Origin of the sequence: Bdellovibrio sp., assembly GCF_047637665.1 — a bacterium.
GTDB lineage: Bacteria > Bdellovibrionota > Bdellovibrionia > Bdellovibrionales > Bdellovibrionaceae > Bdellovibrio.
Window position 1 is genome coordinate 93,392 of the sequence record NZ_JBLJBT010000016.1, and the last position, 13,986, is coordinate 107,377.

Sequence of the window (13,986 nt, forward strand, 5' to 3'; positions counted from 1 at the left end):
AAAGGTCCAGATTCGAAAAGCGGGGCGCTAGACCAGCCCCGCTTTTTAATTTTTATTCTAAATAGAACCTCATGAAGAGCCGAAAAGAAAATGTGGAACCGAGTAAATCAAGTATTTTGATATTAGAGGATGATGAAAGCGTCGGCTTGGCTTTGAAAGAAGTCTTAGCGCGTGCAGGGCATAACGTCTTTTTGGCGTCACGTCCTGACGAGGCGAACACCGTTCTTTCCACGCATCCCAACATCGAGTTCCTTTTTTGTGATTGTCTTTTGCCGCAAATGACCGGTTTGGACTTCATCAAGCAGGCTCGCACGAACTATCCTTCATCGCGCTTTAAAGTGGTTTTGATGAGTGGTATCTATACGGATAAACAATTCATTCAAGAATCCACTCAGAGCACACAAGCTTTGGCTTTTTTAAAGAAGCCTTTTGAGATGGAGCAGGTTCTAAAAATCGTAAAAAAAGACGAAGCCCCAAAGCGTGAAGAATCCAGCGCGCGTAAACTTTTGTATCAAATGTTCGCGAATCCGACGGTGACCAGTCGCCAGAAAAGAAAGGTGATTGAGTCCATCGAGGAAGTGAGCGGTTTTGATTTACCTTTTCTATACTCCTTGTTGGTTGAGACCAAGAGCAGTGGCTATTTGAATATCTATAATGCGGATGGATCTGTATCCGGGATTTCATTCTGCAATGGGAACATTGTTGGTGTTGACGTTGACGATAAGACGACCTTTTTGGGGGAAATGTTGATTCAGAGTGGTTATGCCACCCCCAAGGACGTTCAGGCGGCCCTGCGCGATAAGAACAACCGCCGTATTGGAAATTATTTAATTCAAAATAATCAGCTCAGCCCTCATGCCTTTGATCTTATTTTGATGGAGCAAATGAACATCCGCTTGGTTCGCACTATTGTGGATCAGAAGATTCGCGTGAACTTTGCGGCGGCTGATGTAGATATGAGTAATCCCAGTATTGATGCCGACACTTTGTCTTACTATCTTCATGATTGGGTGGCTTCTAAGATCTCCATGAACTGGTTGAAGTCTTTGTATGTGATGTGGTCGGGCAATGTGATCGTCAAGAGTCCGGCCTTCCGGGAAGATCATCCCGCATTATCGATGTCTTTGGTGAAATCTTTGGATGGCTTCACTGTGAAGCTAGGTAATCAGATGACTTTGACTCAGCTTCTGGATGTCAAAGGATACAATGAAATTGCCGTATATAAAGCAATCCACTTTCTTTTGACCAAAGGTTTGATTGTTTTTGCGCAAAGGGCCGCTTTCGCAAATCCTCAAGAGCAATTGAAGGTGCTAAAGAAGATCTGGGCGGAGCTCGATGGGAAAAATGGCTATGAAGTCGTGGCTCATATGGAAACGGGCACAGGCGGTGGCTCTTTAGAATCCACATTGAAAGATTTTTTAACCTTGATCGGCGAGCCGCCTCAGGACTCGAGCTCGGAAGGTTACCTCATTTGGAATAACATTAAGAAAGCCGCAGAAGACGCTGTCGCGACAGCAAAAGACTCAAATAAAATTGATCAGTTCCGTCAAGCGACTCAAAAAACAGAGGCGGAAGCGAAGCTCAGAGCGACCTCTTTAATGGAAGAGGTCAAGAAGTCGTTGCAGTTCAATCAGTACGCAAAAGCCTTAGAGTCATTGGCGGAGGTTGCCAAGCTCAACCCTCAGACCCAGCAGATGCATCTTTACAGTTCGTGGGCAAAACTAGGCTCTATGGATCCAGCTAAGAAGCAATTCATCATGAAGGAAGTTGAGTTGGAGCTTATGCAGGTTCCTCCAGATGAACGCTATGACACTCTATTCCCCTTCGTGATTGGCCTTTTTAATAAGGCCAAGGGTGATGTCATTGCGGCAAGAAAATCTTTTGAGAAGAGTGTGGCCTTGGATCCTTCGTTTATCCCGGCACGCCGAGAGATCTCACTTCTCGTGGCGCAAAACAAAAAGCAAGACGTCTTCAACGTCGATCTGAAACAGGTTGTTTCGGGTTTCTTTAAAAAACGTTAGAACTTCCAAAGCAAACCGACATTAATACCCAGTTGGCTTTCTTCCTTCGCAGCCGCAGGATCGTACTTGTAGTCGCTAAAATCCAGTCCATAGCGCAGATACCATTGTGAGTTCATCTGCCAATAAGCTTGCGCTTTCAAGTTGTAAGCCGACTGCAATTTAAAATCACTTCCTGAAGATCCCGCAAAATATTGCAATTTCAACTCGGACCATTGCATGAAAGATTTAAGCCAGCGGGGAGGTTTCTTTAACCAAAAAGCCCCCAAACCGTAGGCCATGGCACTGGCACTTTCGCCATGAACCATCTGCAGGGGTAAAGTGAGTCCCCAGCTTTCGTCGACCAAATTAAACCCTTCTTTGGCTCGCCACAGAAGCTCTAACGTGGTGAAGTCCACTTTTGCGACTTCATCTTTTTCGAGGATGTGCTGTTTTCGCTCTAGCGAAAGTCCCCAGTGGAAACGGGACCAGTCCGCGTTGATCATGAGGAAGTTTTCAAGCCACCACTGAAACTCAAGCTCGGCAAAGGCGACTCCGGAGGGGGTTAAATAGTGAGCTCCTAATCCCAAGGCAAAGGGTTGGCCTCGGAACATATCGTAACCGACGATAAAGTCATGTTCATTGGCTTTGACCAAAAGATAGCGGCGGGTTTCAACGCCGGCGGGAATTCCTTTGGTTTGCCAAAGGAACTGATTCTTTTTGGGGAACTCAACTTTAGAAAGAGTGTCCTTTTCGGGAACCTGGATTTTGACTCCTTCGGGGGCGACACCTGAAAAAAAGAGCTGGGAAGAGTAGGTACGAGATGGTGAGCGAAGAGAAAGGTAGGGGCGGTTTTTCTCTCGAGGCAGGGTGCCGCGGATGTAAAACTCTTGGCGCATCGGAATGTCGCCATCGCCTTTCAGGTAAAGAACCGGGCGTCCTTTGGGAAGTGCAATTTGCCAGTCAGAGTCTGAGATCTTTTTAACTTTATCTTCTTCCACCGGTTCGGCTCCGGAGGCGGTCAGGATTATTTTTTCACCGTCATCTGAAACGACGACGTCTTTGAAGTCGACGTCCTTTTTGCGGGTTTCAATTTCCAAGAACGCTCCAGATTGAGTTTGCGCTTTGAAGGCGACGCTTTCGCTGCGCTCATTCAGATAGATGATCCCCTGGTTGCCAACCACTTTGCCGTTGATTTCAATCTGAGCAGATTTTTTTGTAGTGGAGCGAGATTTAACAGTCATCAGCCCCTGTTGCGAGCTTAGATAAAGTTCCTTGGAGCAGAGATAGAGGCGGGTCTCATCACTTTCACGGTAAAGACAGAACACCATGAAGGGCAGATATTTCATGCTATCAACAAGATTGGCCTCGACGTCATCAACGGTGAATGTGGCGATTTCGGAACGAAGACTTTCTTGTCCTTGTTCTTGTTGAGTCGTGGCTTGAGTAATATGCACTTGGGCTTTGGAAACCAAAGTGTTGAGAATCGCTTTGCCGGAATTGTTTTTGACGGCTAATTCGCCCTCTTTAATGAGTCCTGCGGGCCAGGTAAAGACAATGCGGTAAAAGCCCTTTTTGTTCGGGGACGGTTGAATCTGGAAGGTCACCTGGGTGGTATCAAGAAGGATGTCGCCGACCTTGAAGCGATCTTCGTCGAGCAAGGTGTACTCGAATCTTTGCGGAAGGACTTGCAGATTGTTTTTGTCCGCTTGGAAATAGAGAGGCTTTAACTTGCTCGACCGAGTTTGCGCCCAAGAAGGAAACGCCGACAGAAGGCACAACAGCAGCAGAGTCAATCTTAGCATTGCAGGATCTCCTTTTTGATCTCGTCGGCGCTTTTGTGCGCCATGATCGCGTGGATGACAGCCAAAGACGTTGTCATTTTCGAGAGAAAGTCCTCGTTGTGAGAGATGATCACGCGACGAGGGTGTCCCTCCCAGGCTTTTTTGATTTTAGCATTAAGATCCCAAGCCTCTTGAAACGTTTCCGTGCGAATGGGATTGGTGGTGTCGTAAAACTCCACAGAGGCTGTGTCTAAATGAATGACCCAGTCATAACGGGCGAATTCTTTTTCTTTGGAGCTTTCCATGGCTGAGAAAAAATGCGCTTCACTGTCAGGCCAATAAGCGACGCTATCTAAAGAGCCGCGATCGCAGACAATAAGATTTTTTTTGCTGACGATGCAAATCAGTTCTTCCAGTTCTCTTTGGGTAAAGTAGATCGCCTTTTGCGCATGAATCATGGCTTGAGCTTCTTTGTAGCGCGGGAAGCCTCCACGATACAAGATACTGGCCGCTTCAGGAACGATAGCGCACTTTTGGCCCAACTCTTTTTTTAGAGCTTCGATAAGAGTGGTTTTTCCCCCGGAAGGGCCTCCAGTAATAGCGATTTTGACGTAGGAATTCATGCTTCTAGGATCACCAATTCGCAGGCAAGGGTCAAAATAAAAAACTACAGCATATAACGCAGGCGGAAGGCGATGCTATAGAGGAGGCGCGCCAACCAAGAAGGGGCGGCAAAGTCTTTTTCTGAGACAAGTTTTGAGTTGTCGATATCCATCTGCCATTGTTGCAGCATATTGTGCAGGCTGTCTGGGTCGTTCAAAATAACTTCCACCTCAAGATCATGAAGAACGCTGCGATGATTCAGATTGAAGGACCCGATAAAGGCTTCATTATCAATGATCATGGTTTTGGCATGGAGGATGGTCTTTTGATATTCGTAAATGGGAACCCTTTTGTGCAGCAAAAAACGAATAATATAAAAGGCAGCCCACTTCACCATTGGAACATCGGATTTCCCTGGTATAAGAATTTTCACGTCAATTCCCCGGCGGGCCGCTTTCATAAGGGCTCTCAGCAAAGCTCTTTTGGGAAGAAAATAGGCTGTTGTTATGTAAATGCGGGATTGCGCCCGATTGAGTCTCATCAGAAGATCTTTGTAAAGACGGCGTCTCATGCGTTGTGTGGTGTTGAGTCGCAAAAGAGCTTCGTGGGGTTCGGACTTGGGGCGCCAGCGTCCCAGCCAATTAATAATCCCCTTGAGATAAGTGCGAAGATAACTGATTTGAAAAGCCAAAACCAGGCGGCGAACAGCGGGGCCTTCCACCCAAACACCGGTGTCGCGCCAGGCTTTTTTACCGATCAAGCTTTCACAGTGATCTTGAGTGAAGTTGAAGCTTCCTAAGTAAGCTCGTTTTTCATCGATGATCGTGATCTTGCGATGGGTGCGTCTGTTGATGCTTTTGAAAACCCAAGATCGTTGCGAGGTGTGTTTAGAGAAAAGCCGTCGAACCCACAAAAGGGGATAAGGGAAAGGGTGGAAAACGCGCATTTCAATTCCGCGCTGGGCGAAGAGTCTATCTAATTGCGGAATGGAATAGTAAGAGCCAAATCCATCGACGATGACTTTGACGGTGCACCCTCGTTCGCGGGCCTTTGTCAGTTCTTCTATAATCGAATTTGTAAGCTTATCTACGGCAAAGATGTAGGATTCAATGGTGACGCTGGATTTCGCCTGGCGTATATCTTGAATGAGACTGAGATAGTACTCGTCCCCAGAGTGAAATATGCGAACTTGGCTCCATGACTCCATATGTCGATTGTTCAATAACTTATTAAAAAAGTCGACAGCAAAGAGGAGGGGAAGGCAAACTGACTCTATGACTAAGTGCAATCTATCGAATCTAAAAAGCGTTTTGGCTGGAACCTTTATGATTGTGGCGTCTTGCGGGGCGACATGGGCTCAGGCGGCTTTGCCTTCAGGTAAAACAACCGTGATCTATTTCGGCCAACAGAAGGCTGAAGACTTTGAAACGAAAGTGAAACCCTTGTTTGCAGAACAAGCGCGTCCTTGTAAGTCTTGTGAGATTGTGAACTACACCCCTTATACGAAAGACGGCGCTGTTGACATGGAGGCTTTGCGAGAGCGTATTAGCTCTTTGCCCCAAGGAACGAGCTTTGTCTTTTTTGATTTTAATATGAAGGTGAATGATCACAATAAGGAGCTTGTTGAAGTCCTTAATAAAAAAGCCGAAGCCGGATTGGTCGTTGTAGGTACTGCCGGGGCGCCGCAGGCTAAAGAGGCTTCAAGTCCATTGAGTCGTACTGTTTTAGGGCAAGTGCATGGGGCTTTGATTATCGGCGAGCTGGCGGAGAGAGATCGATTGATGCCAACGGGCTTTTACGGACCTGAAATGTTAACAGCACTTCGTCCCCCCAAAGAAATTATGGGGCAGGGATACAGTCCTTTGATTTTTGCGGCGGTTTTGGCGGAAAACTGGCAAAAGCGCAGTTCGCAAGAATGGGTTGAGTATTTCCGTTCTAAAAAGATGAAAAGTCGCAAAATATGGCTCGATCTTGGAGATATGTTCTAAGCGTGCGTCTATCGCCCCGGAAAGAAGACGATTTTGTCTTTAAACTCCTGGGGAATTCTTTCGTTTAAAATTCGCAACGCCTCTTTGTCGGAGTAACGACTGGAGGCGTGAATCAAAACAATTTTTTCGCTTTCGATCTCTTTCAGGCGTGGGAGAATTTCATCCAGGTGGGTGTGTCCCCATTGGCGGGCTTGCTCGATGCTTTTACGTTCGTCAAGGTAAGTCGCTTCCATAAATAAAATTTTAGATTTGCGAACCCAGTCGCGAGAGTCGAGGAACTCAATCTGAGTGTCTCCCGTGAAACTCACGGTTGGGATGTGTTGAACTTCGTTCACCTCAAGTCCCTGGCGACGGAGGTTGATGATCTCGTCTTGGTGCAGGCCCAGATATTCAGATTTTAGTTTTTTGTGAATCTCAAAAACAGTGTATCCAAAAGATTCAATGCGATGTGTGGTTGGGAACACCTTTATATAACATTGAGGGTTGAGGGGGATCTCATCATCCGCCTTAACTCCTATGAAATCATATTTGTATTGATGGTCTTCGATCTTTTCCCAGATTTTCATAATTTGATCCAGGGGCTCTACCAGCGAAGACGGCATGTAGAACTTGCCAGGCTCTTGGGAGTTCATGGCTTTTTGAGAAATAATATAGGGGACGCCGGCGGCATGATCGAGGTGTCCGTGGGTCAGAAAAAACTGCTTGAGATTTAAAAGAAAGGGGTACCCCTGGGCCACGTCGAAACTCAAGGAAAGCTCAGGCATGGCGATCGCTGTGCGGATTCCCGACAGCGAAAGGCCATGAAATTTATATTTGGAATGATCCCAGCTTTCTCCGACTTGCACTGACATCCTACATGCAGCGAGCGACGAGGTCGTGACCTATCCAGGCCACGGGGCTCTTGGGGCTCCAGGAATCATGAAGCATGACATAACCACAAGATTTAAAGACCACTTCGCTGAGGACGGCCGTGAGAAGATTTTTTTCGTCTTTATGAAGGCTGAAAAGATAATCGGAGCCTTTGAGCATGTGCTCCATTTGATCCAGGCGCGAGTGCTGAGGCCATTGATCGTACTTACTGAATGCCAAAGTGAGATCGTCCGTGAGATATTTATCGGTGAACTCAATGATCTGTTCAAAACTGACGTCATCTTTAAGTAAAGCTTTGCAGTCGTTCAGAACTTGCGCCACGTGTTCTTTGTTTGTGCCATCTTTTTGGATAGCTGCAAGAAGAGGATAAAGTGATACTTCAACCCCTTGGAACACGGAGCTTGAGTTCGTAAGGATCTCAGGGCAGTTGTAAACACAACAATGAACGCCTTTTTGATAAAAGGTTTCAGAGATTTTCTCAAGAGCCATTTTGGCCCAGCCCTGAAAATAGCAAGTGTAGGTTTGCCATTTATACTGGCCGCGAATCATCACTTCCGTTCCGTGATAACCATAAGCCGTATAAGAAACATGAGCACCTTGGGCCTCAATTTTTTGGCGTAAAGGTGCTGAAAGTTCGATCAAGTGGCGGAGAGTCTCTGCGGTGACTTCATTGAAGCTTTTCAGGCAAAGTTGACCGATATCGGTGTTCAGCAGGTCTTGAGTTGAAATATGACGATCTCCGACACCTTTGAACGCACGATTTAAAAGCGGCATCAAAATTTTGGCGCGAGGAACACCCCCCGCCATAAGGTGAGCGAATAAAACATTGGCACCTGCGGGGATGTGCTTTTCAAGTTCTTTCATGAAAAGTTCGGTGTTCTTTTTAAAACGAACAACACCTTTTTTTTCAGACTCTTCAATCGAGGTCCAATTCAATTTTACCTGGTCCCATTCGCCCAGCTTTACGTCTTTCAATTGATCGCAGGGAGTCACGCCGTGAGAGTCCGGCTCCATATCAAAACCAGCTTCAAGAGGCACGTTGATAAAAGGCTGTGGAATATTGGCAGACTCTTCGGCGGTGAGGGGACGAAGAGAGCCATCTTTTTCGCGACGACCAACAGTGGCGCGAACGATGGTCATACCACGACGTTCGGCTTCTTCAACCAAGCCGTTGGCATAACCGCGAGAAAAGAGTTCGCCAAACAACACAAGAACGTCTCCCTTTTTGTAGGGACTCAATGCCGGCTTGTCACGAAGAGGGAAGAGTTGCGTCATAAATAACCTCACTGTTCAAGCGCCTATAGTGTGTTGGGCCTGTGGACTCGTCAAGTTTTGACTCTGGATGGCTCAGTGGATAATCTGGTTTTTTTGGAGGCAAAATGCGAGTGGTAAGCATGGTTCCGTCATGGACAGAAACATTATTACGGGCCGGAGTGCAAGTCGTTGGACGCACTCGCTTTTGTATTCACCCTCCGAAAATGATTACGAATATCCCCATTGTTGGGGGGACGAAGGATGTCTCCTGGGATTTGGTGGCGGATCTCAAGCCTGATCTTGTTTTGTTGGATGAAGAAGAAAACCCCTTAGAAATGGCTGAAGAGTGTCCCGTACCTTGCCTGACGACTCATGTTTCTTCGTTACAAAATCTTCAGGCAGAGTTGGTGCGTTTGGGAGAGTATTTTAAAAACCCGATGCTCATGGAGTTGGCTGTGGACTGTTTGGATGTCCTCGAAGCCCCGAAGCCGACTTGGAATTTCGAAAAGATCCCTGGTTTTCTGGAGTGGGTGAAGCCGCCATCTCGCGAATATAAAAACGTGGTTTATCTTATCTGGAAAAAGCCCTGGATGAGTGTAAGTCGCGAAACCTATATCGGATCAGTTTTAGAAAAGCTGGGCGCCACGATTGTGGAGTTTCCCGAGGGGGAGAAATACCCCGTCATTGAAATCGAAGACTATAAAGACTCTTTTTTTCTATTTTCGTCAGAGCCTTATCCTTTTCATAAAAAGATCAGTGATTTGAAGGCCCTCGGAATCGAGGGCGCCATCGTCAATGGAGAGTCTTATTCTTGGTTCGGCGTGCGTGGCGTAGAGTTTCTGCGCGAAGCTCTTTTACTTCGCTAAGTAAACTCCGGGATAAGCTGGGCCCGACATCTTAAAGAGTTGCTCCATCATCTGCGTGGCCTGCTCTTGAGTTTCTTCTTTTTGCTGGTGAGAAGCCGGCATATTGACTTGTCCTCTCATGGCCAAAACAAAACGGTTGAAATCATTGCTAGAACGAAGCGTGATGAAGAAGTTTCTGTTGCGCGCATCCCCGTTGTCCTGCATCTGAGAGCTGCCAGACTCTTGAGCGATCAAGTAGTAGTTTTCCATGATGTCTTTGGCTTCCGTGCGGACTTCACCCTCACAGATCATCAAACCACGTGTTGTCGCAGTCGCCATTTCCTCAGCGGAAAGCTGTGGATTGAGGATCGCCAAATAATCACGACGACCAAACCAAGACTTGGTGTCTTTGATGAATAGGGTTGGGTTCAGTCTGACCACGGCACATTGTTCGTGTTTATTGACGCGAACTTTGAAGGTATTTTGTTGCACCGTCATCGAGGTCGAACCACTGACGCTGACAGAGTTGCTGGAAGTCTTGGAGTCTGAAACACCCCACGACATGGCGTAACCAAAATCCACACCGACAGAAAGAACATCCAAGAATTTCTTAGAAAGTCCAATCTTGGCATTGATGCTTGTCGTGCGTGAAGAGAAGGCGGATTGCGATGTACTTAAAGAAAAGCTGGTCCCTACAGAAAGACCTTGATTCAATCCTTTGACGAATTGAGATCCGCCAACCTCTTTAATAAGAAGCTGTTTTTCAACCTGGAAAAAGCGAGCAGGATCTTTAGCGACCGCATGGTAACAGTCCATGCCAAAGCCCATCACGTGCTTCATTGTTACGCCCCCTTTTTCGGCGTAAAGTTTTTTGAAGTAGTCACCGCCCCAGAAAGCGCAAAGTTTTTGAGCCGTTTGTGGTGTCAAAGTTCCTTTGGTGATGATCTCTTGCAGATCCGCCTTCGTCACGATCAGGCGAGGGTTGAGTTGAGTCGAGCCCACCAAGGCTTTGACGAGGGGCGCTTGCGCGTCCGCCGTTTTCAAAGAGATCAGTTCTAAGTTGTTCTCTTTAGAAAACTGAACTTTATCAGCGCGAGCTTGAATCGTTTTATATTTTTCAGCGCGAACTTTTTGTCCTTCGGTGATCACTTTTTGAATGAGGAATTTTTCGCTGCTGTTGTTTTGGCCATGGCCTGTTAAAAGCAAGCTGCTGATGGCAGAAGCATCGATCATTCTTAACGGACGAGAAGCCTCATCTGTGTTCAAAGTGATAGGCCCAATAAATGTCGGAACTTCAAGGCCTGTAGATTCGTCAATCAAAGATGTGAGTGGCGCAGAAGTATCTTTCTGAATCACTTGGCCGTCTTTGAGGTCCACTTTGTTTTCGTCAACAGGATAAATCTCAACAAGTAAGTTGTTGCGATTTCCCAACGCCTTCAAATCTTGCGTCTGAAATGTGATGTCCGTATTGACTTGGCCATTGATCACATTAACCAGCTTGTCTGAAGATGTAACATAAGTGTTGTTGGTGTCATAGTCACGGTTTTGTACGACGGCCAGACGAAGCATGTAGATACCATCGCGGAGTTTTTGAACCTCGGCGCGACCGTTGGACAAACTGGAGTAGATAAGAAGACGCGTGTCCATTTTAAATTGAATCTTCTTCGTCACTGTCAGGTTTAACAAAGAGTCGATGCCATAGTTGTATGAAAGCGTATTGTAGCTAAAACCATCCAACATCACTTGCGTCTTGGGACGGTTTTCTTGAGAGCAGCTCAAGATCAGTTTTTCTGTAGGCTCGACATAGCGCATGTCGCGGGCCAAGGCACCACCGTTGGATTCCCAAGGATTGACGATGATGTCCAGTTTCTCATTCATTCCCAGATCTTGGTTTTCGATTTGCACAAAACCTTTTAAGTAGTGTTGACAGTCAAAGTACTTGAACGTGATTTTTTCATCCCAGTTTAAGCAGGAGTTGTTGTCCGTCTTAAGCAGGGCCGTGGAAGACGTCTCTGTCTCAGATTGTCGGAACTTGGTGATCTTGAATGTGTGAGACCGGGTGGTTTTTTGATCAAGACCATGGCGCACGCAGGCTCTGATATTGTAAAACACTTCGCGAGTCGCAGTTTTTTCCTCACCCACGCGAATAAAGCGGAACTCCAATTGAGAGACTTCAACCTTCGGCTTTTGGTAAGTTTCCGCCTCGACAGCTCCGGTTTGAGAGCTGCGCGACACTTCCGTCAAAGACGAGTTCACGAAGTTGGCAATTTTGAAGTCTTTAGTTTGTGCCACCACGGTATTGAGTTTCAAGAAGGAAGAACCTTTGATTTGATCGTATTCACCCAAAAGATAGATGCCATCAAAGCCTGTCAAACCTTGAGGGCCATTCACAGGTTGAAGCTCCATGCCGATAATAATCTGACCGCGCGTGGGAAGTGCCGGCAAAGACATAGAGGATTTGATCGCCAAAGAAGCATTTTCCATCTTCACCGTCATCACTTCAGATTCAGAAAGAAGACGGCGGATTTCTTTGTCATTTTGTTGATAGAGATGAATCAGCTTGAGGCGCGCCTTAAAAGTGCCTGCAGTGAGAGGGCGCAAGAAAGTTTCACCGTTCATTTTAGTCAGTTGAATAGAAGGATTGGGGCGCATTTCAACCAAAAGAACCACGCCGTCCTTTGTCATCTTTTGTTCGGTAACGAAAAGACGACCGTCTTCTACCCAAAGTGGGCGAACAGTGGCTTTGTTATCAGAAGAAAAGCCTTTTAAAGCCATTTTACCTTGCTCTTGATCATCGACCAGGCGAGGGATGTTGTTTCCGTCATTGGGATTCAAAACAGGAGTCAAAGTTTCGCCATGGGACCAAGGGTTGATCGCAAAAGCAACGTTTTGATGGCCCTTGTGAAGGCCCAGGCCTTTAATGCTTCTTTCGATACGGATGTATTGAGACTCTCCAAGAAAGTTGTAGTTGATACGCTCTGCCCAAGTCAGGCAGCCGGCTTTATCTGTGACCACAGTTTTGTTCACTTCTTCAACGAGGAATTCATGTCCCGAAATGGCTTTGTCATAAGCGACGTCCTTCACGCACGCTTGAAGATTGAATACTTTTGAAGACGGTAAAGCGAAATCGCCTTGAACAGAGGTCTCAAGGGCTTTTGACTTTTCCGCCATGGCTTGCACTGTAAAAGTGGCCGCACCGGATCCTGTGTCCGTCTTATCTTTGGGGCTTGGCAGATTGCAACCCGCCAAAGAGCTCAAAGCATAAATGCTAAGAATGGTTTGAATGAAGGTCTTCTTAGATGCTTGCATAGAAGGTCTCCAGCTTAATCAACAGGGTCTTTTCGCGTGACTGAATGGAATTTGAAAACATGACTTCGGCGTCCGTGTATTTGATGCCGATGTTAAAGCCCTCTTTCTTAAAGGAAAGAGAACTTTCCGCAGAATAACCAATGCGATTGGTTTCAAAGCCCGCAGCATTGAAGTAAGCGACCGCAGCCTCAGGAGCGACAGAGAAGTAGCTGCCCTCAACGATCAGGTCTAAGTTTTTGCTAAGATGGAATTCGCCGTTGGTAAAGTAGCGGTAAGCAGTATTTTGATCTGCAGGACCCTTGTGATTGATGAGATAGTCGGCACCAATAGTCAAATCCAACGCACTCATAAGAGGGAACTGCAATTCGGAAGAAGCTTCCATTCCTTGGTATTCACTTGTGAATACGTATTGAGCGTCTGAAATTTTGTTCACTTCATTTCCCAGAAGGCGAGACTGCTGAGCCACGGCCGAGGGCAAGTTATTATAGATGAAGTAGCCCACCGAGTTTTTCCAGTAAAGATTCTTGGCTGATTGCCAGTGAAGCTTTAAAGAAGCTGAATTTAAAGACGGTGTTGGCTCGAGTTCTTTTGTATTTGTACTCAAAGACGTTGAAGTGGGGATCGCGGACTCCACCGCCAAGCTTGTCTTGAATTCATTAGATTTGAGAACTCCCTCCACGCGAGCGGCAGGGAAGGCGATAGGATCCATCAAAAGACCTGTGTGCATATATTTTTGATTCAAGGCCCCAGCAGAAAGGCGAAGGGATTGGACGGGAAGATAGTGAGCCGCCGCTTGTGACAGGGAAATCTTGTTTTCGGGTTTGTCGGCCCCATCCACAGACTGTGTTTGTCCTGATTGCAGGCGCAGGGAGGGTTGGATGTCCAAATGAAGGGTATTGCTAAGAAGATACTTGGCTTTGATTTCGGTACGAATATCAACGATTTTGGATTGGCTTTGTTCGTCATGGACGTCGGAGCCGGAGAGGCGTAAGCGCCATTCCGCAGAGAACTTACTGTCTTTGTTAGCCTCAGGCAAAGCCGTGCTGATCTGACCTTGTGCCCATGCTTGAGCGGTCAGTATCAAAATGAGACAAACTGTTGATAAAGCGGTTCTTTTCATTCCAACCCCGTATTCCTACCCAGGTCATTTCAAGTTCCGTGCTTGCAGGAGGTTCATTCATTTCAAAAATAGAAGACTTGGCGAAAATGCTTTTTACAGATGACGTTTTTTGTCGGTCAGTCGGGACACAGGTCGAGCATTTCTGTCTCATATTAAAAAGCGGTGTTTTGATTTCTGGCCTAATGTTAGGATTTTTCTGGAACCTCTATGAGTGCT

Annotated in this window: 10 protein-coding genes; 3 read left to right on the forward strand and 7 right to left on the reverse strand. The window is 46.6% G+C overall.

All coding sequences use genetic code 11. The annotated features are described in order from the left end of the window. Positions 1 to 71 precede the first annotated feature (71 nt). Positions 72 to 2,021: a response regulator gene (locus ACM64D_RS04405; protein WP_415061970.1), complete on the forward strand. Its 1,950-nt coding sequence runs from the start codon at positions 72 to 74 to the stop codon at positions 2,019 to 2,021. Here the strand turns inward: ACM64D_RS04405 and ACM64D_RS04410 are convergent. Genes ACM64D_RS04410 through ACM64D_RS04420 form a run of 3 tightly spaced genes read right to left on the reverse strand, consistent with a single transcriptional unit; the run spans position 2,018 to position 5,591 of the window. After that, positions 2,018 to 3,802, reverse strand: coding sequence for a hypothetical protein (locus tag ACM64D_RS04410; RefSeq protein WP_415061971.1), 1,785 nt, complete (start codon positions 3,800 to 3,802; stop codon positions 2,018 to 2,020). The two genes, ACM64D_RS04405 and ACM64D_RS04410, sit on opposite strands and share 4 nt — an antisense overlap. Further along, complete coding sequence (locus ACM64D_RS04415) at positions 3,796 to 4,404, reverse strand: ATP-binding protein (RefSeq protein WP_415061972.1); 609 nt, start codon at positions 4,402 to 4,404, stop codon at positions 3,796 to 3,798. Before ACM64D_RS04415 ends, ACM64D_RS04410 begins: the two co-directional genes overlap by 7 nt. A 44-nt stretch (positions 4,405 to 4,448) precedes the next feature. Continuing rightward, a complete protein-coding gene (locus tag ACM64D_RS04420; RefSeq protein ID WP_415061973.1) occupies positions 4,449 to 5,591 on the reverse strand; it encodes a phospholipase D-like domain-containing protein in 1,143 nt (380 codons plus the stop codon). A gap of 67 nt (positions 5,592 to 5,658) precedes the next feature. Between ACM64D_RS04420 and ACM64D_RS04425 the strand changes: the two genes are divergently transcribed. Next, positions 5,659 to 6,372, forward strand: a complete 714-nt coding sequence (locus ACM64D_RS04425; RefSeq protein WP_415061974.1) for a hypothetical protein — start codon at positions 5,659 to 5,661, stop codon at positions 6,370 to 6,372. 8 nt (positions 6,373 to 6,380) lie between these two features. On the opposite strand, the gene ACM64D_RS04430 is transcribed toward ACM64D_RS04425, so the two are convergent. Next, positions 6,381 to 7,223 (reverse strand): MBL fold metallo-hydrolase, encoded by an 843-nt coding sequence (locus tag ACM64D_RS04430; RefSeq protein ID WP_415061975.1) that lies wholly within the window; start codon positions 7,221 to 7,223, stop codon positions 6,381 to 6,383. Between the two features lies 1 nt (position 7,224). Further along, entirely contained in the window at positions 7,225 to 8,517 is a 1,293-nt protein-coding gene (locus ACM64D_RS04435; RefSeq protein WP_415061976.1) for an enoyl-acyl carrier protein reductase FabMG, read from the reverse strand. Positions 8,518 to 8,621: 104 nt separating this feature from the next. Between ACM64D_RS04435 and ACM64D_RS04440 the strand changes: the two genes are divergently transcribed. Then, complete coding sequence (locus tag ACM64D_RS04440; protein WP_415061977.1) at positions 8,622 to 9,362, forward strand: helical backbone metal receptor; 741 nt, start codon at positions 8,622 to 8,624, stop codon at positions 9,360 to 9,362. On the opposite strand, the gene ACM64D_RS04445 is transcribed toward ACM64D_RS04440, so the two are convergent. Further along, a complete protein-coding gene (locus ACM64D_RS04445; protein ID WP_415061978.1) occupies positions 9,351 to 12,650 on the reverse strand; it encodes a hypothetical protein in 3,300 nt (1,099 codons plus the stop codon). The two genes, ACM64D_RS04440 and ACM64D_RS04445, sit on opposite strands and share 12 nt — an antisense overlap. After that, entirely contained in the window at positions 12,637 to 13,770 is a 1,134-nt protein-coding gene (locus tag ACM64D_RS04450) for a hypothetical protein (protein WP_415061979.1), read from the reverse strand. The genes ACM64D_RS04445 and ACM64D_RS04450 overlap by 14 nt, the downstream gene beginning before the upstream one ends. Between the last annotated feature and the right edge of the window lie 216 nt (positions 13,771 to 13,986).

Excerpts from the sequence above, each read along its gene's own strand:
- ACM64D_RS04405 (WP_415061970.1), top strand. The coding sequence starts at position 72 with ATGAAGAGCCGAAAAGAAAATGTGGAACCGAGTAAATCAAGTATTTTG.
- ACM64D_RS04410 (WP_415061971.1), bottom strand. The coding sequence starts at position 3,802 with ATGCTAAGATTGACTCTGCTGCTGTTGTGCCTTCTGTCGGCGTTTCCT.
- ACM64D_RS04415 (WP_415061972.1), bottom strand. The coding sequence starts at position 4,404 with ATGAATTCCTACGTCAAAATCGCTATTACTGGAGGCCCTTCCGGGGGA.
- ACM64D_RS04420 (WP_415061973.1), bottom strand. The coding sequence starts at position 5,591 with ATGGAGTCATGGAGCCAAGTTCGCATATTTCACTCTGGGGACGAGTAC.
- ACM64D_RS04425 (WP_415061974.1), top strand. The coding sequence starts at position 5,659 with ATGACTAAGTGCAATCTATCGAATCTAAAAAGCGTTTTGGCTGGAACC.
- ACM64D_RS04430 (WP_415061975.1), bottom strand. The coding sequence starts at position 7,223 with ATGTCAGTGCAAGTCGGAGAAAGCTGGGATCATTCCAAATATAAATTT.
- ACM64D_RS04435 (WP_415061976.1), bottom strand. The coding sequence starts at position 8,517 with ATGACGCAACTCTTCCCTCTTCGTGACAAGCCGGCATTGAGTCCCTAC.
- ACM64D_RS04440 (WP_415061977.1), top strand. The coding sequence starts at position 8,622 with ATGCGAGTGGTAAGCATGGTTCCGTCATGGACAGAAACATTATTACGG.
- ACM64D_RS04445 (WP_415061978.1), bottom strand. The coding sequence starts at position 12,650 with ATGCAAGCATCTAAGAAGACCTTCATTCAAACCATTCTTAGCATTTAT.
- ACM64D_RS04450 (WP_415061979.1), bottom strand. The coding sequence starts at position 13,770 with ATGAAAAGAACCGCTTTATCAACAGTTTGTCTCATTTTGATACTGACC.